General features: G+C 63.7%; 20 protein-coding genes and 1 tRNA gene. 3 read left to right on the top strand and 18 right to left on the bottom strand.

What is annotated here, in order from left to right:
• Nucleotides 1–42 precede the first annotated feature (42 nt).
• The gene (locus IVB47_RS17805; RefSeq protein WP_247437822.1) at nt 43–828 is read right to left on the bottom strand and encodes an SDR family oxidoreductase; all 786 of its coding nucleotides are present in this window, start codon (nt 826–828) and stop codon (nt 43–45) included.
• A gap of 134 nt (nt 829–962) precedes the next feature.
• On the opposite strand from IVB47_RS17805, the gene IVB47_RS17800 reads away from it, so the two are divergent.
• A complete protein-coding gene (locus IVB47_RS17800) occupies nt 963–1661 on the top strand; it encodes a histidine phosphatase family protein (protein ID WP_247462891.1) in 699 nt (232 codons plus the stop codon).
• A gap of 67 nt (nt 1662–1728) precedes the next feature.
• Nucleotides 1729–2496: an SDR family oxidoreductase gene (locus IVB47_RS17795; RefSeq protein WP_247462889.1), complete on the top strand. Its 768-nt coding sequence runs from the start codon at nt 1729–1731 to the stop codon at nt 2494–2496.
• 166 nt (nt 2497–2662) lie between these two features.
• Here the strand turns inward: IVB47_RS17795 and IVB47_RS17790 are convergent, their stop codons facing one another.
• Entirely contained in the window at nt 2663–3916 is a 1254-nt protein-coding gene (locus IVB47_RS17790; RefSeq protein ID WP_247462887.1) for a serine hydrolase domain-containing protein, read from the bottom strand.
• A gap of 162 nt (nt 3917–4078) precedes the next feature.
• Between IVB47_RS17790 and IVB47_RS17785 the strand changes: the two genes are divergently transcribed.
• Nucleotides 4079–4154 (top strand) — tRNA-Trp (locus tag IVB47_RS17785).
• 74 nt (nt 4155–4228) lie between these two features.
• Here IVB47_RS17785 and IVB47_RS17780 read toward each other — a convergent pair.
• The 16 genes from IVB47_RS17780 to IVB47_RS17705 form a co-directional block, all read right to left on the bottom strand.
• On the bottom strand, nt 4229–5263 hold the full coding sequence (locus IVB47_RS17780; protein ID WP_346730797.1) for a Gfo/Idh/MocA family oxidoreductase: 1035 nt from the start codon (nt 5261–5263) through the stop codon (nt 4229–4231).
• Between the two features lie 3 nt (nt 5264–5266).
• Entirely contained in the window at nt 5267–6472 is a 1206-nt protein-coding gene (locus IVB47_RS17775; RefSeq protein ID WP_247462882.1) for a class I SAM-dependent methyltransferase, read from the bottom strand.
• Complete coding sequence (locus IVB47_RS17770) at nt 6465–7682, bottom strand: class I SAM-dependent methyltransferase (protein ID WP_247361962.1); 1218 nt, start codon at nt 7680–7682, stop codon at nt 6465–6467. Before IVB47_RS17770 ends, IVB47_RS17775 begins: the two co-directional genes overlap by 8 nt.
• Nucleotides 7679–8296, bottom strand: coding sequence for a WbuC family cupin fold metalloprotein (locus IVB47_RS17765; RefSeq protein ID WP_247462878.1), 618 nt, complete (start codon nt 8294–8296; stop codon nt 7679–7681). Before IVB47_RS17765 ends, IVB47_RS17770 begins: the two co-directional genes overlap by 4 nt.
• A complete protein-coding gene (locus tag IVB47_RS17760) occupies nt 8274–8939 on the bottom strand; it encodes a class I SAM-dependent methyltransferase (protein WP_247462874.1) in 666 nt (221 codons plus the stop codon). Before IVB47_RS17760 ends, IVB47_RS17765 begins: the two co-directional genes overlap by 23 nt.
• A gap of 25 nt (nt 8940–8964) precedes the next feature.
• Nucleotides 8965–9357, bottom strand: coding sequence for an LIC12192 family sporadic carbohydrate cluster protein (locus IVB47_RS17755; protein WP_247287045.1), 393 nt, complete (start codon nt 9355–9357; stop codon nt 8965–8967).
• Entirely contained in the window at nt 9350–10156 is an 807-nt protein-coding gene (locus IVB47_RS17750) for a sporadic carbohydrate cluster 2OG-Fe(II) oxygenase (protein ID WP_247287044.1), read from the bottom strand. The genes IVB47_RS17755 and IVB47_RS17750 overlap by 8 nt, the downstream gene beginning before the upstream one ends.
• Nucleotides 10153–11271 (bottom strand): DegT/DnrJ/EryC1/StrS family aminotransferase, encoded by a 1119-nt coding sequence (locus IVB47_RS17745; protein WP_247462872.1) that lies wholly within the window; start codon nt 11269–11271, stop codon nt 10153–10155. The genes IVB47_RS17750 and IVB47_RS17745 overlap by 4 nt, the downstream gene beginning before the upstream one ends.
• Entirely contained in the window at nt 11261–12367 is a 1107-nt protein-coding gene (locus IVB47_RS17740; RefSeq protein WP_247462870.1) for a DegT/DnrJ/EryC1/StrS family aminotransferase, read from the bottom strand. Before IVB47_RS17740 ends, IVB47_RS17745 begins: the two co-directional genes overlap by 11 nt.
• Before the next feature lie 8 nt (nt 12368–12375).
• Nucleotides 12376–13335, bottom strand: a complete 960-nt coding sequence (locus IVB47_RS17735) for a transketolase C-terminal domain-containing protein (protein ID WP_247462867.1) — start codon at nt 13333–13335, stop codon at nt 12376–12378.
• A 10-nt stretch (nt 13336–13345) separates the two neighbouring features.
• Nucleotides 13346–14194: a transketolase gene (locus tag IVB47_RS17730; protein WP_247462865.1), complete on the bottom strand. Its 849-nt coding sequence runs from the start codon at nt 14192–14194 to the stop codon at nt 13346–13348.
• Nucleotides 14191–15219 (bottom strand): aminoglycoside phosphotransferase family protein, encoded by a 1029-nt coding sequence (locus IVB47_RS17725; protein WP_247462864.1) that lies wholly within the window; start codon nt 15217–15219, stop codon nt 14191–14193. Before IVB47_RS17725 ends, IVB47_RS17730 begins: the two co-directional genes overlap by 4 nt.
• Complete coding sequence (locus tag IVB47_RS17720; RefSeq protein WP_247462848.1) at nt 15216–15827, bottom strand: hypothetical protein; 612 nt, start codon at nt 15825–15827, stop codon at nt 15216–15218. Before IVB47_RS17720 ends, IVB47_RS17725 begins: the two co-directional genes overlap by 4 nt.
• Before the next feature lie 5 nt (nt 15828–15832).
• Nucleotides 15833–16834, bottom strand: a complete 1002-nt coding sequence (locus IVB47_RS17715; protein ID WP_247396612.1) for an SDR family oxidoreductase — start codon at nt 16832–16834, stop codon at nt 15833–15835.
• 27 nt (nt 16835–16861) lie between these two features.
• On the bottom strand, nt 16862–18433 hold the full coding sequence (locus tag IVB47_RS17710; RefSeq protein WP_247462846.1) for a PfkB family carbohydrate kinase: 1572 nt from the start codon (nt 18431–18433) through the stop codon (nt 16862–16864).
• 83 nt (nt 18434–18516) lie between these two features.
• Nucleotides 18517–19545: an SDR family oxidoreductase gene (locus tag IVB47_RS17705; protein WP_027567499.1), complete on the bottom strand. Its 1029-nt coding sequence runs from the start codon at nt 19543–19545 to the stop codon at nt 18517–18519.
• Nucleotides 19546–19701: the final 156 nt, after the last annotated feature.

Below are 19701 nucleotides of genomic sequence, written 5' to 3'. Positions count from 1 at the left end.
TTGCTTCGCTGCGCTCGCAATGACGGTGCTGAAGCAGTTGCGCTAAACCGGTTTCCCCGTATACGGCATCGACGCCGTGAGGCCACCGTCCACCGGGAAGGCCTGGCCATTGACATACGACGCCTCGTCGCTGGCCAGAAACAGTCCCATCGCGGCGAGCTCGTGCGGCTGGCCGGGGCGCTTGAGCGGATTGAGCTGGCCGATCTTGTCGGCGGTGCCGCGCTCCTTGGCGCGGTCGAAGATCGGTTTGGTCATGCCGGTCTCGATCAGGCCCGGGCACACTGCGTTGATGCGCACACCGGTGCCGGTGAGCGAATACGCCGTGGTCTGCACCAGGGAGATGACGCCGGCCTTGCTCGCGGCATAGGGGTGACCGCTGGCGCCGGCCTTGAGGCCCGCGACGGATGCGGTCAGCACGATCGCACCGGACTGCTGCTTCACCATGTGCGGCATCGCATGCTTCACCGCGAGAAACGGCCCGATCAGATTGATGCGCAAAACCTCCTGCCATTGCTCGACGGTCTGCTCGCCGAGCGGGACGAGTCCGCCGGAGACGCCGGCATTGGCCCAGATCACGTCGAGGCGGCCGTGCGTCTTCACCGCCTTGTCGATCACGGCGATGACGTCCTTTTCGGAGCCGGCATCCGCCACCATCGCTTCCGCGACACCGCCGGCCTTCTTTACCTCGTCGACCGTCTCCTTCACCGCCTCGCTGCGATCGACCGCGATCAGCCTGGCGCCTTCTCTGGTGAACAGCAGCGCGGCCGCGCGGCCGATGCCGCTGCCGGCACCGGTGATGATGACGGATTTGCCTTGCAGACGGCCCATGCGGTTTCTCCCTTTGGTTGGCACGCGACGCTTGCCGCGCGACGGAATTTCAAACAAGATTTCAAACGGTAAAGTGTCTTGAGACACGTTCACTACTGACGTACAGCGACATCAAACGGGATGGAAGGGTTTCGATGGCAGGTGCAGACAAGCCCAAAGTGGTCACGACACGCTGGTGGTGGGTCCGTCACGCGCCCGTGCGCAATGACGGCGGCAACATCTACGGTCAGTCCGATCTCGCCTGCGACACCAGCGATACCTACGTCTTCAATGCTGTTGCCAAGGTGCTGCCACGCAAGGCGGTCTGGTATTCGAGCAATCTGATGCGCACGCATCAGACTGCCGAAGCGATCTGGGCGGCGGGCTTCCCGAAGCCTGCATCGATGAAATGGGAAGCGGACCTCGCCGAACAAAATCTCGGCCGCTGGCAGGGCATGAACCGCGCCGAGTTCATCGCCAGCCGTCCCGTCGGCTCGAGCTGGTTTGCCGATATCAACGAGCCTGCGCCCGGCGGCGAAAGCTTCATGGATCTCTACAACCGTGCCCGCCGCACCATCGAGCGGATCAACAATGAGGCCGCCGGGCAGGACGTGATCGCGGTTGCACATGGTGGCACCATCAAGGCGGCGCTGGGCTTGGCGCTCGACAATCAGCCGGAGCGGGGGCTCGCGTTCGATATCGACAATTGCTCGGTGACGCGGCTCGACTATTTCGCAAGCCCCGAGCGCAGCGTCTGGCGGCTGCCGATGGTGAACCAGCAGCCGTGGATCGCGGACGACGCGCATGCGGCGATGCATCAACCCGCGGGACCGGAAGTCAAGAAGCTCGCCTGAGCAATTGCCCGGTCGCGCGGATGCGGCGTAAGCTTCAAGCAATCAAAACGTACTCTGGGAGAGAAACATGACCTTGTTCGACATGAAGGGGAAAGTCGCCGTCATCACCGGCTCGACGCGCGGCATCGGGCTTGCGATCGCCGAGCGCATGGCCGAGCACGGCGCCAAGGTGGTGATCTCCTCGCGCAAGGCCGACGTTTGCGACCAGGTCGCAAAGAGCATCAACGACAAGTTCGGCAAAGGTAGCGCGGTGGCGATCGCCGCCAACATCTCGTCGAAGGAAAACCTGCAAAACCTCATCGACGAGAGCAACCGCGCCTTTGGCAAGATCGACGTGCTGGTCTGCAACGCCGCGTCGAACCCGTATTACGGCCCGCTCGCCGGCATCTCCGACGATCAGTTCAGGAAGATCCTGGACAACAACATCGTCGCCAACAACTGGCTGATCTCGATGGTGGTGCCGCAGATGATCGAGCGCAAGGACGGCTCGATCATCATCGTCTCCTCGATCGGCGGTCTGAAAGGCTCGACCATCCTCGGCGCCTACGCGATCTCGAAAGCCGCAGACATGCAGCTCGCGCGCAATTTGGCCTGCGAATATGGCCCGCACAACATCCGCGTGAACTGCATCGCGCCGGGCCTGATCAAGACCGATTTTGCGAAAGCGTTGTGGGACAATCCGGAGAATTTGAAAGCCTCGACCGCGCGTTCGCCGCTGCTGCGCATCGGCATCCCCGACGAGATCGCGGGCGCCGCGGTGTTCCTGGGCTCGAAGGCCGGCGACTTCATGACCGGCCAGACCATGGTGATCGACGGCGGCGCGACAATCAGTTGAAGCACCAGTAGGTGTCATCGCCCGCGAAGGCGGGCGATCCAGTACTCCGCGGCCTTCGTTGCAGAGCTCGCTCCCACGAGATCCGCCGCGGCGTACTGGATGCCCCGGTCAAGCCGGGGCATGACAGCGAAAATGTGGATGCAGCGCCGCGCATAGCGGCGCCGTCTCAATCCACCGCCGCGTACACCAGATCCCGCACCAGCGTTCGCGTAAAATCGCGCTGTCCCGGGCCCTGGCTCATGAACACGACGAACAGATCCTCCTTCGGATCGATCCAGAAGAAGGTCCCCGCAATGCCGCTCCAGAAAAACTGGCCGACGCTGCCGGGGAAGGGCGCGATGCCGGCATCGCGGCGCACCGCGAAGCCGAGGCCGAAACCATGGCCGGGTGACAGCAGAGTGCCGTTGGTCACGACGTGAGGTCCGAGATGATCGGAGGCCATCAGCTCCAGCGTCTTGCGGCCGATGATCCTGTTGCCGTCGAGCGTGCCGCCATTGCGCAGCATCAGCGCGAAACGGGCATAGTCCATGGTGGTCGAGACGAGGCCGCCGCCGCCGGACTCCATGATTGGCTGCTCGAGCATGTTGAACAGCGCGACCTTGTCGCCGGTCCAGGGATCGGCTGCGAACGGCTCGGCGAGCCGGCCGGCATTGGCCTCCGCTGTCGCAAAGCCGGTCTCGGCCATCTGCAAGGGCGTAAGAATGCGCTCAGCGAGGTACGCGCCGAGCGACTTGCCGCTGACAACCTCGATGATGCGACCGAGGATGTCGGTGGAGCGGCTGTAGTTGAACTCGTCGCCGGGATGGCAGACCAGGGGGAAGCTCGCCACCAAGGCGGCGTGCTCGGCATTGCTGATCTTGCGGCTGCGCACCCGCGAGTCCTGGTAGATCTTGTGCACGGGGCCGTCGCCCTGGTGCTCGTAAGTTAGCCCGGAGGTGTGGCGGAGCAGGTCCTGCACCGTCATCGGGCGTTTCGGCGGAACCAGTTCCAGCTTGCCGCCACTGATCACGCCGACCTTTTGGTTGGCGAACTCCGGGATGAATTTCGCGACGGAGTCGGCAAGGAGCAGGTGGCCGTCCTCGACCAGCGTCATGATGCCGACCGACACGATCGGCTTGGTCATCGAGAAGATGCGAAAGATCGAATCATGCGCCATCGGCGCTGAGCCTGTCGGGCTCTGCCTCCCGAGCGCCTCGAACCAGCCGACCTGGCCGTGCCGTGCCACCAGCACGGTGACGCCCGGAACGGTTCCCTTGTCGATCTCGCGCTTGAAGGCGTCCGACATGGCCTGGAGGCGAGGACGCGACAGCCCCAGCGTCTCGGGGCGGGATTCCGGCAGAGGCGGGGTTTTCGGCGCAATCGAGGGGCGGTGGGCGGCTGTCGCGGACGCTTGGGCAGTCGCAGAGGCTTGGGCAGTCATGGGCACTCCCGGTGCTTATTATTGTTCGGAGCGGACTGTGGCCCAGAAGGCGCGGCACAAACAAGCGAAGCCAGCGCGCTTCACCCTTGCAATCCGGCCTTGCAATCCGGCCGCCCCCTGTGCTTCAAAGCGGCCTGATCCGGGCGGCAACGCAGGGTCCGTAGGAGTGTAGCTCAATTGGTAGAGCACCGGTCTCCAAAACCGGGGGTCGCAGGTTCGAGCCCTGCCACTCCTGCCAGCGAAATCAAACACTTAACCCAGGACGCGGGCGGTCAGCCATCCTCCGGATATTGCCGCCGGACGGCGTGAAACCTAGCCACTGACCCGCGCTTTCCAGATCGCCTCCGCAAGGGCGATGTCGGCCACGGAATCCTCGCCGGACGCCAACGGCGTCCTCTGTTCCACGATATCGGCGACGAATGCATCGGCCTGACGCCGAAACGCCCAGCTCGTGTCGCGCGGCAATTGCGTGCGTTGTCCTTGCTGATCGAGGATGACCTCCGCCTCCTGCTCGGCAAAAGGCGGGGGCAATTCGATGGTCAGCGTGCCCCGCTCGAATTCGATGCTCAGCCCCTCGCGCCAGACGCCTTCGGATTCATTCGCGAGTTGCAGCGCGCAGGCGACGCCGTCGAAGTCGAGTGTCACGGTCGCCGCGCCCGAGGTCTCGACGGTGCTTTCCGCAATTGTCGGTGACGATCCGAGCACGTAGCGCGCGAGATTGATGATATGGCTGAACACGTTCAGAAAATTGTCGTAGCCGGGTCGCATCGCGCCCGGCATCCAGTCGGGGCCGTCTTGCCAGAGCTCGAGCCCGTCCGGCCGCACTTCGCCGGTCATGACGAACTTGTCCTGCGACCGGCCCGTGCTGCCACCGAAGCACCAGCCTCGCGCGCCAACAATCCGTCCAAGCGATTGATCCGCTCGCAGGCGCGCCAACTCGGCAATCGCGCGCGCCACCCCGGCATCATGACGCTTCATGTAGCCGATGCTGTAGACGAGGTTGTGCCGCCGCGCCGCCTCGGTCAGTGAAACGGCCTGAGCCGTGGTGTAGGCCATCGGCTTTTCCGAGAGCACATGGCGACCGCTGTTCAATGCATCCAGCACGATCGGGCCGGTGGCGCGACGCTTCGTCACAACGACGACGGCCGACACCTCGCTATCCGCCAGCAATTCTCGGTGCGTACCGTAGACCCGGGCGATGTCGAATTTCTGCGCCGCTGCGGCGGCGAGATCAGGCCGCAGATCCGCAATCGCGACAACGCGGCAGGTGGGGTTGGCGGCGAAATTGGCGAGGTGGCACATCTGACCGACCATGCCCGTTCCGACGATGCCAATGCCTGGCCTCACTTGCTAGGACCCCTCGAAGCGTTTCCGGAGAACGAGGAAATGCGCCGGCTGTCCCCAGGTGTTGATGAACGCCTGGTCGGATTGGGTGAGGGCTATGACTGTGGACGCATCCCGTCGCCCGATCGCGCCAAAGATACGGTGGAAACTGTCGAGGGTCGCAATGATGGCGTCGATGTCGGACGCATCGTTGGCGAGAACATCTGTCGCCGGAATCGTCTCGCGCAGTGACGCGAGGCTCGCGATCGCACGGGGCAGGCTGTCGCCGAAGGGATCGTCGATCATCGCATCGACATCGGCAACCAATGTCTCGATCGAAGCCGAGATCGCGTCGACCGCTTCGGTCCGGCCGGCCAGATAGAGCTTCCGGCCGCCGAGAAAGCTCAGACGACTGCGGCCGAGGTGGCGCGTCGCGCGCCGCAGCTTCTCGTCATCGGGCAGGACCTTCTTGTGCCAGTAGACATCCAGGCTGTCGCGATAAGCGGGCCAAGCCGAATGGATATCGAATCCCTGCTCGTGCGCCGCCGTGCACAAGGCGCCCGCGTCGAGGAAGTAGCGGTGCCGGACGAAGGGATTTTCGAGCACGTCCATCAGCCAGGATTCGAAGCTGCGCGTGTGCGGAATGCTGCTCCATTTTGCATCGAACAGCAGCTTCGCCGTTTCGAGTCCGGGACGGCCCGTCAGTGCCTTGCCGGCCGCATGAATCGCCTTGAGCGCGAGCTCGAAGAAGCCGCCGTAGCGCTCGTAGTAGGAAACGACGGCGTAACCGTCCGGATTGAGCAGCTGGTGAAAGATGCCGAGCCAATTTTCGGTCGGCTGCACTGTGTAGATGAATCCCTCGGCATCAATGATGTCGAAACGGCGATCGCTGTGAAATCCTTCGACGTCGAACGATAGGAGTTCGCGGAGACGTTGGGCCTGGTTGAAATGCGCGAAATAAGCCTGGATTTTCGCGTGCGCATGCCGGTTCGGCTCAGCGAGCGTCATGTTTGCGCCCCAGCCGGCAAACACCAGCGCGTTCTCGCCGGAATCGGGGCCGAATTCGAGCACGTCTGCGTCGCGGAACAACCGCGGCGGCAGCACCAGCTTGTCGGAAAACAACTCACGCCGCAGGCCGGCATAGGCTTCGAGTTCGGCGGCGGATTTGAAATTGCCGAACGTCGGCAGGACGTCCTGACGTTCGTAATAGTTGAAGAGCTTGTCCTCAGCCATGCCGCGACCCTGCGGCGGCCTCGAGGCGATCGAGCTCGCTCCAGATGTCCGATGGCGCGAAGATCGAAACGATGTGGAGCGGACGCTTCACGTTTTCGCGCAGCCGGCTGCCGACCTTGTCTTCGTTCTCCTGGTTCACGGCCAGAAGACAGACGAGCGGTTCCGACTTGCCGGCGAGGTCCTCCGGCGGGCGGATCGGAATCCCGGTGCCGGGCAGGAACAAGCCCTGGCGCTCCTTCTGGTCGTCGACCGAGAGGTCGACGAGATCCGCGAGTTCATGGGCATTGGTGAAGGTGCAGGCGCGGCAGCCCGCGCCGTAGATGGCGATCTCGGCGCCGTTGGCGCGGGCCTTGGCGAGGATCGGGCGAAGACGCGCGCCGTACTCCCTTGCGCGCTGGCCGAACCTCTCGCCGACGCCAGACGGCGCGGGCGGGGCCGTAACGTCGCGCGTCGTACGTCGCGCTGCGATCGCGAGGCTGCCGCCGCTGAAATTGTACTTCTTCACCGAGACCGCTTCGAAGCCGTGGCGCGCCAGCAGCGCGAGCAGCGTCGGCTCGGTGAAGTAGCTGACGTGCTCCTCCCACAGGACCGAGAGGTCGCCCGCGGTCGAGCCGGGCGCGAAATCAGGCACGTCGATGAACAGCAGACCGTCGTCGCGCAGCGCGATTTTCACGCAGTCAAAAAAATTCTCGAAATCGACGATGTGTTCGAGCACCTGTCGCGAGACGACGAGGTCGAACTTGCCGGCCTCCGCGACCGCGTCGTGACACAGCGCCGGGCTGATCATGTCGGCATAGACCTTGATGCCGCGCTCGCGGGCGATCTTGCCCGACACCGGGTTGGGCTCGACGCCCACCAAAATCTTCGCACCGCGTTCGCGAAGCCTGTCCATGAACAGGCCGTCATTGCATCCGATCTCGAACACGGATTGGTGGGCCGAGAATTTGGCGATGGTATCGAGTTCGTCGACCTGGTGCGGCTCCGGCTTCCAGCTGCTGAAATTGTAGTTGAACTGCCGGTACAGAATGTCGGGATCGATTGGCTTGACGATCTGGGGGAGGCCGCATTCGCCGCAGGCGAACACCTCGAACGGATACCGTTCCTCCTGTTCGTCGCGGCTGTGCCGAAGCCGATGCGCAATCGGCATCTGTCCGAGGTCGATGACCGGGCGCAAATTGGTCGAGTGGCAGAGGCGGCAATGATCAGTCATCGAATAGGAACCTCTGCTGGATTGGCTCGTGAAGCATGGCGATGGGCCAGATGCTCCGCGGCGAGCGCACCGGTCCTAGTGACATAGACCTGCACTTCCGCGGCATCGCCGCCATCCGGTGCCCAGTCGGGAAACGCCGTGTGGGAGGGATCGAACGGACCGGCGGTGGTTTCGTGAAACACCAGCCACTCCGAGGTGATCAGGATCGAGTGAAAAACCTGCTCGGGCATCCGGTAATAGCAAAGCACGCCCCGGCCGTACGGCGCCATCTCGAGCACGTCGCGAATGCGGCCGTCGTCCTCGAAGATCACGACCTGCGCAGTGCCTTCGATCAGGTGAAACGATTCAGGTTTGCCAAAATGCTTGTGAGGCCGCACATAGGCCTCGCGGTGATGCACGATCAGCATCTCGTGCAGGCCGGACGAAGGATCGGGATGCGTGCACAGCCGGCTGCGCAGACGCGGATTGCCTGCGGCGATGCGCTTCAGCTCCGCGATCGTGGCGTCGTCCGCCGTGACGATGGCGTCGTCCGAATAATACACTTCGGGATTTTGCGCCCGCAACGAGGCCGGCCGGCGCAGGCCCGTTGCTTCATTCGAAGAAGATGAACCCATGGTCGCCCCGGTAGCCGCATTTGTCGTAGATCCAGGCCCACGTCTCCGGACCATGGAAACTCAGGCAGGTGAGCTGCCAGTAGAGCAGGTTCGCCTTCTCACGCTCGTCGCGGAACGATTCCACCATCAGATATTTCGAGGCGCCGCGCCCCACGCGCTCGATCTCCGACACGGCGCGGAAGACGTCCTCGAGCGGAAGATTGTGGAGCACGCCGAGCGACACCACGAGATCGAAGCTGTGGTCGGGGTAGGGGAGCTCGACGGCGCTGCCGACCTTTAATTGCGGCCGCACCTCCTCCTTGGCGTTGGCGATGCCATAGTCGGAGATGTCGATGCCGGCGATGGTGAGGTCGGGGACGAGCTGGGTGAATTCGTAGAGCAAATAGCCCTTGCCGCAGCCGACATCGAGCACGCTCATCCCGGGCTTGATGCCATAGCGGTCGATCAGGGTCTGGGCGAGCGGGCGCCAGCGTCCGTCGTAGCGGTAGCCGCCGTAGCCATAACGGCGGTCGCCGTCCCAGTAGTCGTGTCCCCATTGCCGAGCGACAGTGGCGGATTCCGCCTTGTCGTGCTCGACGACCCGCTGGACGTAGTTCCGCTTGGTCGATGCGTGCATCGGCTGGAGCAGGTTGATCTCGGTCATTGTCCCCAACCGGTCCGCGGCATCGTCACAGGATGGTCGCGAATTTGTTGACGAGCAGGATGTCCTCGACGGCCTGGATGTTGTCGCGCGAGGACAGCGTGATCTCCTCGACGGCCGCGTGCAGATCGCAGCCCTCGCTCAGCACCCGGTCATAGATCTCCCGCCGCCGTGCCTCGTCGGGCGGCAGCATGAAGATGCTGTAGAGAATCAGGCCGCGCAACCGCGGCAGCTCGTCCAGGATGTCCTCGAGCACCATGTAGCTGCCGGGCATGGCGTGCTCGGCGGCGCTGAGCAGATAATGCAGGTTCTTCCGCCGCGCGTAGTCGCGGATCACGATGTTCTGGACGTGCTGCGGGGTACGGCTGCCGTTCAGCGGCCGGGCCCCGATATAGCCGCGATGGCCGGCTCGCTCAGCCATGGAAGCCTCCCGGCAGCTTGTATTGCATGCCGACGCGTGTCGCCGGACGCAGCAGGATCGGTTCGAAGAATTCGCCGAATCGCTTGTCCGCGTAGGGCGACATGATGCTCTTGAAGCGGCAGTTCATGCTCCAGCGCGAGCCGGCTTCCTCGTTGATGCGATTGCCGTGCATCAGGGTCTGATTGAACAGCATCACGTGACCGTAGGGAATCTCGATGAACGTCGCGTGCGGCTTGATGGTCTGGTAGAGTTCCTCGGCGCTGCGGAGGCTGGCCATCCGGTCCTGCATGTCGCCGTTCAGGGATGGCGGCAGCAGATACATCGATTTGGTACGGTGGACGTCCACCAGCGGGACCCACACCACGACCTCGAACGGCGAGTCGCCCGACCAGACGTCGGAATGGGTGGCGAGCAGCGACGAATCATCGCCCGGCAGCTGGATGCTCAGATTGACGCGGCGCTGCATGCAGAGCTCGTTGCCGACGATGGTCTCGATCGTCGAGCGCGCCAGACGGAAATAGGCCGGCCGGAACCAGGGCTCGGCGTTGAGGCCGTTGAAGACGTGCAGCCGCAGGCCGTTGAGATCATCTACGCTCACCCGCGTGTGGATGGTGTCGAGCATCGCGTAGGGGTCGTTGCCGTCTGGCAGCTTCAGATAATCGGCCGCGAGCTCGGCGGCGCGCCGTTGGATCCGATCGAGCCCGGCGCGATCGTCGGCCGGCGTGGTGACGAAGCCGTCGTCGATGAAGCGTTGCGCCAATGCCTGCTCATCGGCCTCGAGGAAAGCCGTGTCCGTCATGCAAAATACTCCCGGGCCGTCGCGCAAATATAGCTGATGTCCGAGGTCGAGAGGAACTGGTTGATGGGAAGCGTGAGGATCTGATCCGCCTGCCGCTCGGTGACCGGGAACGCGCCGCGACCGTGGCCAAGATGCGCCGCCGCTTCCTGGAGGTGGATCGGTACCGGATAGTGGATCGCGGTCTCGATACCCTTGTCGGCAAGATATTTCTGGAGGTCGTCGCGACGGTCCGTCTGCACGACGAAGGTGTGGAAGGTGTTGAACTCGATGTTGCGGCAAACCGGAATGAACAGGGGAAGGCCGGCGAGCTCGGCGCGGTATTGCGCGGCGTTGCGGTGCCGGCGTTCGATGACAGAGGGCAGGTGACGCAAGCGAATCCGGAGCACCTCGGCCTGGACCGTGTCGAGGCGTGACACGATGCCCCATTCCTGAACGTCACTGCGATTGATCAGACCGTGATTGCGCAGGCGGCGAATTCTCGCGGCAAGCTCGGCGTCGGCGGTGACGACGAAGCCGGCGTCGCCCGCGGCATTGAGGTTCTTCAGCGGGTGGGCGGAGAAGCAGCCGAACGTTCCGATGGTCCCGCTCATCCGCCCGTCATAAGTCGAGCCGACGGCCTGTGCGCTGTCCTCGATCACGGCGAGAGCGTGCTTGGCCGCAATCGCCATCAGCGGGTTCATGTCGGCCATCCGCCCGGTCAGGTGCACCGGCATGATTGCCCTGGTCCGCGGGGTGACGGCGGCCTCGACCGCGGCCGGATCGATATTCTGGTCCGGCAGCACGTCCGCAAATACTGGCGTGGCGCCGACGGCGATGATGGCGGCGGTCGACGCCACGAACGAATTCGGCGGGGTGATCACCTCGTCCCCGGGACCGATGTTGAGCACCCGCAACGACAGGATCAGCGCATCGGTGCCGGAATTCAGCGTCACCACATGCGGCGAGCCAAGATAGGTGGCGAGCTCCTCTTCGAGCTTCGCAACGGCCGCGCCGCCGATGAAATCGCCGCGCCGGAACACGCCCTCGACCGCCTGCATGATCTCAACGCGCTCTTCCTCGAATTGCGCGGGAAGATTGACGTAACCGATGCGCCGGCGGCCGGTGTCAGCGTCCATGGCAGAACTTCCGAACGATCTCGATGACGCGGTCCTGTTGCGCCCGCGTCAGATGCTGGTCGACGGGGAAGCTGATGACTTCCTGGGCGTGGCGGTCGGTGACCGGGAAGGTGCCCGGCGCGTAGCCGAGGTGCTCGAGGCCTTCCTGCTGATACAGCGGGATGGGATAGTGGATCTTCGCTTCGATGCCGTTGTCCAGGCAGTATTTGTAGAGCTCGTCGCGGCGCTCGGCGAACACCATGTAGAGATGGTAGACGTGCTTGACGTTGGGCCGGCGCGGCGGAATCCGCAGGCCGGGCAGACCGGCAAGGCCCGCATCGTAATAGGCCGCGTTCTCGATCCGACGGCGCGTGATCTCGCTGGTCTGGCCGATCAGCCAGTTGCCGACGACCGCCTGGAGGGAATCGAGCCGCGAATTGCAGCCGAGAATCGCGATCTCGTCGCGATTCTTCATGCCGTGGTTGCGGATCAGGCGAAGCCGCTCGTTCATCCCGTCGTCATTGGTGACGACGACACCGGCATCGCCCCAGACGTTGAGGTTCTTGAGCGGATGCAGCGAGAAGCCGGCCGCGATACCGTGTGTGCCGGACCGTTTTCCCGCGAACTCCGACAGGATGCCCTGGCAGGAATCCTCGACGACGGGGATGTTGTGACGCTGGGCGATCGCCATCAGCTTGCCCATGTCGGTGACCTCGCCGGTCAACTGAACCGGCATGATCGCCTTGGTCTTTTCGGTGATCGCGGCTTCGACGTAGTCGACGTTCATGCAGAAGGAGTCGTCGCAGTCGACCAGCACCGGCGTCGCGCCGGTCTCGGCGATGGCACCGACCGTGGCAATGAAGGTGTTGGCAGCCGTGATGACCTCGTCGCCATGGCCGATGCCAAGCGCCTTGAGCGGCAATTTGAGCGCATCAGTGCCCGATCCGACGCCGATGGCGTGACGCACGCCGATCAGCTCGGAAAAGCGCCGTTCGAATTCAGCGACCGGCTTGCCCAGGGTGAAGTCACCGGTCGCCACCAGTCGGCCGATCTCGGCCAGGATCGGTGCCGGGTCGGAGAATTGCTCGAGCAGATAGGAATATCGAACGTCGTGCATGGGGCCCGTCAGGTGGAATGAAGTTGAGGAGAGGAGGTGTGCGAAGCGGGGAGCGCGCGCGCGACCGAGGTCGCAATGGCGTCGGCGGAAAGTCCGTGCTTCTTCAGCAGCGAGTCCTGCGATCCGTAATTGTGCATGAACCGGTCCGGCAGCGACAACCGCAGCATCGCGGGCAGGCCAGAGCCGAGCTTGTCGATCAGCGCCTCCGCGACCGCGCTGCCGAGGCCGCCGGAGGGCACGTGCTCCTCCAGCGTCGCTACCAGCCTGGTGCCCCGGATCGCTTGCAGCAGCGCCTCGGTGTCGAGCGGCTTGACGGTGTGCATGTGCAGGATGCCGGCGCGAATGCCTTGCGCTGCCAGCAGGTCGGCCGCAGCGAGTGCGCGCTGGAGCATGATGCCTGTCGTGACCATGACGACGTCGCCGGGCGGGCGCATCAGGATGGCCTTGCCGATCTCAAAGCCGTGCTCGGCCTTCGAGACCACGGCGTCGCCACCTTTGCCGAGCCGGATGTAGATCGGCCCGGTCCAGTCGAGGGTTTGCTCCATCAGCCGCGTCGCCTCGTCGGCATCGCACGGGCAGACCACCGTCATGTTCGGCAGCGCCCGCATGATGGCGATGTCCTCGATCGCCTGGTGGGTGGGGCCGAGCGGCGCGTAAACCAGCCCGCCGCCATTGGCGATCAGCCGCACCGGCAGATTGTGCAGGCACAGATCGACCGCGACTTGCTCGTAGCAGCGGCGGGTGAGGAATGTGGCGATGGTGTTGACATAGGGCACGAAGCCTTCCATCGCGAGGCCGGCTGACATGCCGATGATGTGTGCTTCCGAAATGCCTTCGATCAGGTGGCGCTTGGGAAACTCCTTGCTCATCGCGCGCAAGGTACCTGCGCCGGGATCGGAGCCGATGTAGAGCACACGCTCGTCGCGTGCGGCGAGCTTGTGGACCATGTTCATCGCGGTGTTGCGCATGAGGACCCGATCAAAAATCCCCGACGGCGACGCGGATGGCGTCGAGCTCGCTGTCGGTGAGCTTGTTCTTGTGATGCCAATCGGCGTTGGATTCCGCGGCCGGCAGACCCTTGCCCTTGACGGTATGGCAGATGATCGCGGTGGGTTTTCCCGGAACGGCTGGGACCTGCTTCAGGACTGTGCGCAGGGCGCCGACGTCGTGGCCGTTGAGCTCCTGGACGGCAAAGCCGAAGCTGCGCCACTTGTCCGCGAGCGGCTCCAGCGGCAGGACGTAATCGGTGGGCCCGTAACTCTGCAGCTTGTTGTAGTCGATCAGCGCGACCAGATTGTCGAGCCCGTGCTTGGCCGCGCCCATGGCGGCTTCCCACACCGATCCCTCGTTGATCTCGCCGTCTCCGAGCAGGACGAAGGTGCGGTAGGTGCGCTCGCGCATGCGCGCGGCGAGCGCGAGGCCGACACCGATCGACAGGCCGTGTCCGAGCGCGCCCGTCGAGGCCTCGACCCCCGGCACCATTCCGTATTCGGGATGTCCGCCCAAAATGCTGTCGGGGCCGCAGAAACCGTCCAGCTCCGACAAGGGAAAGAAGCCGCGATCGGCCAGCAGCGCATAGAGCGCCAGACAGCCGTGCCCCTTGCTGAGGATTGCGCGGTCGCGGGCCGGATCGCGCGGGTTGTTTGGGTCGATCCGCAGCACGTCATCGTAGAGCACGCGGACCATCTCGATCAGCGACAATGCCGGACCGACATGTCCGCGTCCCGCGGAGCGGACAGAACCGAGCACCAGTCGGCGCAAATAAAGGCTGCGCTCATCCAGCGTGCAGGTGAGGGCGGCTTCAGCGTGGGGCGAGATCTGGGTCACTTCGGTAAATCGGTTGGGCGAATCGTCTGGTGAAGCCGGCGGGCTTTGTCGAGCTGACCGGCGAGGCGGATCCTAACATCGCCACCTTGCGCAGCGATTGCGCGCCGGGAGCGGCTGTCCGGCAAATAGGCGTTCAGGACAATCAGGCACCAGATTCCCTTGAACACAGGATACAGTACGTCACGTCGGATCGCAAACGCGTCATCGCTCGCCTCGAAGGCGCGCGACAGCCGTTCGATCAAGCGATTCGCGCTCGCTTCCGGCAGGTCGCTGCCGGGGTGAATGGCGGTGTCGGACACGAGCTTGACGGGATCGTCCCAGCCGAAATATTCGAAGTCGATGAATCGCAAGCGCCCGTCTTCAGCGCGCAGTGCGTTGTGCAGTCCGAAATCGGACGGACTCAGCGCGCGATGGGTGGGCGCAAGGTCTGCTGCGGGATCCCGACCCAGTTCCGCGTAGCGCCGGCGGAGCTGCCGAATCGCGACGTCAATGCTGGGAACCAGGCTGCCTTCGAGGAACGCACGCAGGTCGGAATGATCATCCGAGGCTCGCCTCAATGCGTCCAGGCGCTGTTCGTACTGGGCGATGGCCGCCTCCGGCGAAAAGATGCTGGCTGAGGCGTTGCGCAAAATCTGCGCGCCTTCGGCTTTGCGCAGCTTCTGCAGCTCTATGAGGAAATCGGCGAGTTGGTCGGCGTCGTCGCCCTGGGGACGCAGCGCCGCGGCCTCGCCGTCGAACCATTGGTACAGCGCGCAGAATGCATCTGCGTCCTTCGCGACTGGCCGCGGTGTCGACGTGATGCCGTGGCGCGCCAGGAACGAGAGTGCATCATACTCCTGTCCCAGGCGATCGCGTCCGTCGGACGGATAATGCTTGAGGGCGAGGGGCGGTCCATCCGCCATCTCCAGCCGAAACACCCTGTTGTTGCCGCCGGATCGTGCCGGCTGGGCGGACGCAACACGCGCACCGGCCAGGCGGCTGCCGATCGCCATCGCATCCGGCGCGGTGATGTCGGTCTCGCTCATGCCGCAAACACCTCGCGGCGAATATCGGCCCATGTCGCGATTGGCTTGCAGTGTTCGGGGTGGGGCGGCTGCGACTGCGTGAACAGGATCGATCGCGTGGCCTTCGGAAAATGTGGTTGCTCGAAGACGTCGACGAGGTCATCGATGAAGACGTCGAGCTTCAGGATCACGAGCCTCTCGATCTTGGCGGGCAGTGTGTCCTCGAAATAGACATCGCGGATAGCCAGCGCCGCATCCGCAGCGTCGACTAGGCCCGCCCCCCGCAGCCAGCTGCGCGCGGCGTCACGCAGGTCGATGCGGTCGGGGTCCTGATGACCGAATCGGGTCTTGTGGCTGACGATGCAGACCTTCGAGCCGGCCTGCTTGCACGCCGCCAGGAATTCCCGCACCCCTGGATAGATTTCGGCGCCGCCGATTCCCTTGCCGTAGACGAAGCCTTGCAGTCCTTGCCAGGCGAGCTCGCCGCCCGCGCGGGACCGGAGATGATCCCGCAGGTCGGTCTTAAGCCCCTCCCACCCTTCCGGCACCAGCCCACGCTCACGTGCGACGGCGGCAAAGACCTTGTCGTAGCAGATGATCGTGTTGTCGAAATCGATGCCGATCCGCACGCCGCTCACTTCAGGCTGATGTTCTGCATCATCTTGATGTTGAAGTACCGGGGGTCGTTGAGCGAGTTCGGCAGGCGGCCGCCCTTGAAGGCGTTCACGAGGCCGGACACGGCCTGCTCGATCGTGTGGGTCGGCGCAAAGCCGAGCTCGCGGCGGATCTTCTCCGACGAGACGTGGTAGGAGCGGAGATCGTCGGTCGGCTCGACGACGACGTCGACATTACTGCCGACCACCGACTTGACGATGTCGGCGATCTTCATCAGCGAGTGGTTTTCGTAACCGATATTGTAGGTCTTGCCGTCGATCTTTGCGTCATCCTGCTGGAGCAGGAACAGATAGGCGGCTGACATATCCTCGATGTGCAAATTGGGCCGGCGCTGCGTTCCGCCGAACACGCGGATGCGGCCGGTGTTGACCGCGAGATTTGTCAGGATGTTGACGACGACGTCGAGCCGCTGCCGCGGTGCGTAGCCGCAGACGGTGGCGGGACGAACCGTGCAGGTGACGAAACCGGACGCGGCCTCGTCGGCAAGGTCGGTCTCGCACATCGCCTTGAACTTCGAGTAGTCCGTGAGCGGCTCGCAGGACAGGTCCTCGGTCACCTCGGCTTCGTCCTTGATGCCATAGACGCTGGACGAGGAGGCATAGATGAAGCGCTTGATGCCCGCCTTCTTGGCGGCGCGCACCATCGGCCGGAAGCAGTCGTAATTGATGGACTTGCCGAGCCCCGGGTCCAGCTCGAACGACGGGTCGTTGGAGATGCAGGCGAGGTGAATCACGGCGTTGTTGCCGCGCAGGGCCTCGTTGATCGCGGCTTCATCACGGATGTCGCCCTTGATCAGGCGCAAATCGGGATTGCTGCGGACGGCATCGAACACGTCCTCGCCATACATGAACAGGTCGAGCACGGTGACCTTGTGGCCCGCAGCGAGCAACTGGGGAACCAGCACGCTACCGACATAGCCGGCACCACCGGTGACCATCACATTCCATTTTCGACCAATCACTGTTGTTCTCCAGAATCTGCCGTCGCGCTACTTCAGCAACGCGGTGACGAACTTGACCAGCGGCACCTTTTCGACCGAGCTGCGGTGGCCAACGATCCCGACCTTGATTGCGCCGGCCGCGTTGCCGATGAAGGCGACGTCCTCGATATTGCCGCCGGCGGCGACCAGCGGCGCGGTGATCGTCAGGAAGGCGTCCCCCGCGCCGACGGTGTCGACGACGGTCTTGGTGAAGGCGGGGACGCGCGTGACGCCGGTTTTCGACGAGAAAGGGTAGCAGCCGAAGGAGCCGTGCGTGATGATCATGTTGTCGCAGTCGATCTTGCCGTGCAGGCCGACCTCGATCACGGACGCGATGTCGCTGAACTTGTCGGTTGCAGCCAGACGCGCCTCTGGCGCGTCGATGCAGATGTAGTCGGCCCGCGGATACCTCGTGATCAGGTTGTAGCCGTGATTGCCGCTGTTGCTCTGGGCATTGACCGCCAGGAACTTGGAGTTGGCGATCAGGGTATCGATCGTGCTCGACGCGATCATGCCGTGACCGAAATCAGTGGCAATCACCACATCCGCGCTACGCACACGCTCCGTCGTGATACGGTCGATTTCCTTCCGATCGGCCTCGTCGAGCGGCGTGTCGTCCATGGTGTAGACTTCGAAGAGCTTGTGCAGATATCCCAGCTCGACGTACCGCGATTTGCGGGTGGTCGGACGGCCCGGAAGGCGGATCGGCGTCAGCGTGACGTTCGGGCGGACATGCGCCCGAATGAACTCCTCAGGGTAGTCGTTGCCGCCCAGCGTCGTGACGACCTCCACCGACTTGCAGAAGCTCGCGACATGGTTCGCCGCCGCAATGACGCCGCCGGCAAATTGCTCGCCGCTCTTGAACAGCGTGGCGACGATGTTTTCCTTCGATGCCTTTCCGAGCGCCGTGACGTACTGGTATTCGTCGATGATGGTGTCGCCGACCAGCACGACGTGCATGTCCTGCACCTTGTCGATCAGTTTCAGCAGGCGATCGGCGCCGCCACCTTCACGGACTTTTTGCAGGTAGTCGCGAAGCGGCGGATCGTAGATGTCGAAATACCGGTTCACTAGCGACGAGGAGCTGAATGTCACGTCCCGGGTGAACACGATGCGTCCGCCGTGACGCTCGACGGCGTCGCGCTCGCTCCGGATCTTGCCGGTCACGTCGTCTTCGGGATTCTCGTAGTCGGATCCCTTCACGTAGATGTCCGGCCGCACCGTATCCAGGATCGGCTCGGCGCTGGAGGTGTGATTGATGCCGACCCAATCGACGGTCGCGAGCGAGGCCAGCATCTCGGCCCGCATGTTTTCGGGGAAAATCGGCCGACCCGGTCCCTTGTTGACATAACGGTCGGCGGTGATCGTCACCATGACGACGTCGCCCTCGTTGCGCGCCGCCTGGATGTGTCTGATATGGCCGAGATGCACGAGGTCGAAGACGCCGTGGCAGAGCGCAACCTTCCGGCCTCGCGCTTGCGCGGACCGCGCGATCTCGCCCAGTTCCTCGATCGTCTTGATCTTTTCGTGCGCCGCCAGTTGGTCGTTCAACGCGGGATTGCCGGTCGGAATATTGCCCATGTGAATAACCTAAAGCGCCAGCCGGCCTCAGCCGGGCGGCCCGGAATTGATCGATTCGCGGCAACGATACCCGGCGAACCTGTTCACTGGCTTGCCTTCTGCGGCACGCCGGGCGCCGCGTCGTTGTTGTCCCCGAGATATTTGAACCAGTCCTTCGTGGCGTCCGCGATCTTGTCCACCGTCCACAGGGGGGCGTCCTTGTACTGATCCATCGCCTTCAGCATCGTCGCGACCCCGTCCTCAAATTTTACCTTCGGCGCCCATGTCAAGATACGCTTGATCTTGGTGATGTCGGCATAGGTGCAATCGGGCTCGCCGGGACGCTTGGGAATGTGGACCTTGTCGCCGCCGAGAAGCTCGACCAGCCGGTTGACACTGTAGGTGTTGTCGGAGCCGACGTTGAAACTCTCGTTCGAGACATCGGAGCGCGCGGCGGTCACGAAAGCGTCGGCGACGTCGCTGACGAAGGTGAAGTCGCGGGTCTGCTCGCCGTCGCCGACCACCGTGAAGGGCTTGCCGGCGAGCTTCTGCGCCATGAACACGCCGAACACCGCACCGTAGGTTCCCGTGGTGCGATGGCGCGGCCCGTACACGTTGAACAGGCGCAGCGCGACCGCGGGCAGCTTGTAGACCTGGCACCAGTGCATGACGCACTGCTCGCCGAGATTCTTGGTGAGGGCATAGGGATACATCGGCCGGATCTCGGCGCTCTCCGGCGTCGGATAGACGTCGGGAATTCCGTAGCAGGACGACGACGCGGCATAAACGAAGCGACTGACGCCCGCCTGCCGTGCAGCCTCGAGAACGTTGACGGTGCCGTCGACGTTGGCGCGGTGATACGGGATCGGGGACTCGATCGAGGGAACGATGTCTGCCAGCGCTGCGAGATGGAATACCCAGTCGATGCCGTCGAAATGCGGCTTGATCGATTCGAGCTCGGTGACGTCGGCCCGCACGATCTTCAGTCGATCAGAATCGACGCGCGAGGCCAGATTTTCGGGACGTCCGATCACAAAATTGTCGAGCGCGACGACCTCGTGGCCGTCGTCGAGGAGGCGGTCGACGAGGTGACTGCCGATGAAGCCGGCGCCACCGGTAACGATGCATTTCATAGGAACATCCGTGATGCGAATGCCCAGCGAAACAGGCCCGCCAATGTTGAGTGAAGGTGGAAACCGAATCGGCTGCTGGTCAACTTCGAAGGTAATATACCTTTGCAATCACTGGTGATAGCCGGTATCAGGGCGTCATGTCGCCGTCGAGCTGCG

The organism is Bradyrhizobium sp. 62, from assembly GCF_023073035.1.
In the GTDB taxonomy this organism is placed as follows: domain Bacteria; phylum Pseudomonadota; class Alphaproteobacteria; order Rhizobiales; family Xanthobacteraceae; genus Bradyrhizobium.
This window is presented reverse-complemented; position numbering and strand designations above follow the sequence as displayed.

Coding starts and splice junctions, on each gene's coding strand:
- IVB47_RS17805 (WP_247437822.1), bottom strand. CDS start 828: ATGGGCCGTCTGCAAGGCAAATCCGTCATCATCACCGGTGCCGGCAGC.
- IVB47_RS17800 (WP_247462891.1), top strand. CDS start 963: ATGGCAGGTGCAGACAAGCCCAAAGTGGTCACGACACGCTGGTGGTGG.
- IVB47_RS17795 (WP_247462889.1), top strand. CDS start 1,729: ATGACCTTGTTCGACATGAAGGGGAAAGTCGCCGTCATCACCGGCTCG.
- IVB47_RS17790 (WP_247462887.1), bottom strand. CDS start 3,916: ATGACTGCCCAAGCCTCTGCGACTGCCCAAGCGTCCGCGACAGCCGCC.
- IVB47_RS17775 (WP_247462882.1), bottom strand. CDS start 6,472: ATGGCTGAGGACAAGCTCTTCAACTATTACGAACGTCAGGACGTCCTG.
- IVB47_RS17770 (WP_247361962.1), bottom strand. CDS start 7,682: ATGACTGATCATTGCCGCCTCTGCCACTCGACCAATTTGCGCCCGGTC.
- IVB47_RS17765 (WP_247462878.1), bottom strand. CDS start 8,296: ATGGGTTCATCTTCTTCGAATGAAGCAACGGGCCTGCGCCGGCCGGCC.
- IVB47_RS17760 (WP_247462874.1), bottom strand. CDS start 8,939: ATGACCGAGATCAACCTGCTCCAGCCGATGCACGCATCGACCAAGCGG.
- IVB47_RS17755 (WP_247287045.1), bottom strand. CDS start 9,357: ATGGCTGAGCGAGCCGGCCATCGCGGCTATATCGGGGCCCGGCCGCTG.
- IVB47_RS17750 (WP_247287044.1), bottom strand. CDS start 10,156: ATGACGGACACGGCTTTCCTCGAGGCCGATGAGCAGGCATTGGCGCAA.
- IVB47_RS17745 (WP_247462872.1), bottom strand. CDS start 11,271: ATGGACGCTGACACCGGCCGCCGGCGCATCGGTTACGTCAATCTTCCC.
- IVB47_RS17740 (WP_247462870.1), bottom strand. CDS start 12,367: ATGCACGACGTTCGATATTCCTATCTGCTCGAGCAATTCTCCGACCCG.
- IVB47_RS17735 (WP_247462867.1), bottom strand. CDS start 13,335: ATGCGCAACACCGCGATGAACATGGTCCACAAGCTCGCCGCACGCGAC.
- IVB47_RS17725 (WP_247462864.1), bottom strand. CDS start 15,219: ATGAGCGAGACCGACATCACCGCGCCGGATGCGATGGCGATCGGCAGC.
- IVB47_RS17710 (WP_247462846.1), bottom strand. CDS start 18,433: ATGGGCAATATTCCGACCGGCAATCCCGCGTTGAACGACCAACTGGCG.
- IVB47_RS17705 (WP_027567499.1), bottom strand. CDS start 19,545: ATGAAATGCATCGTTACCGGTGGCGCCGGCTTCATCGGCAGTCACCTC.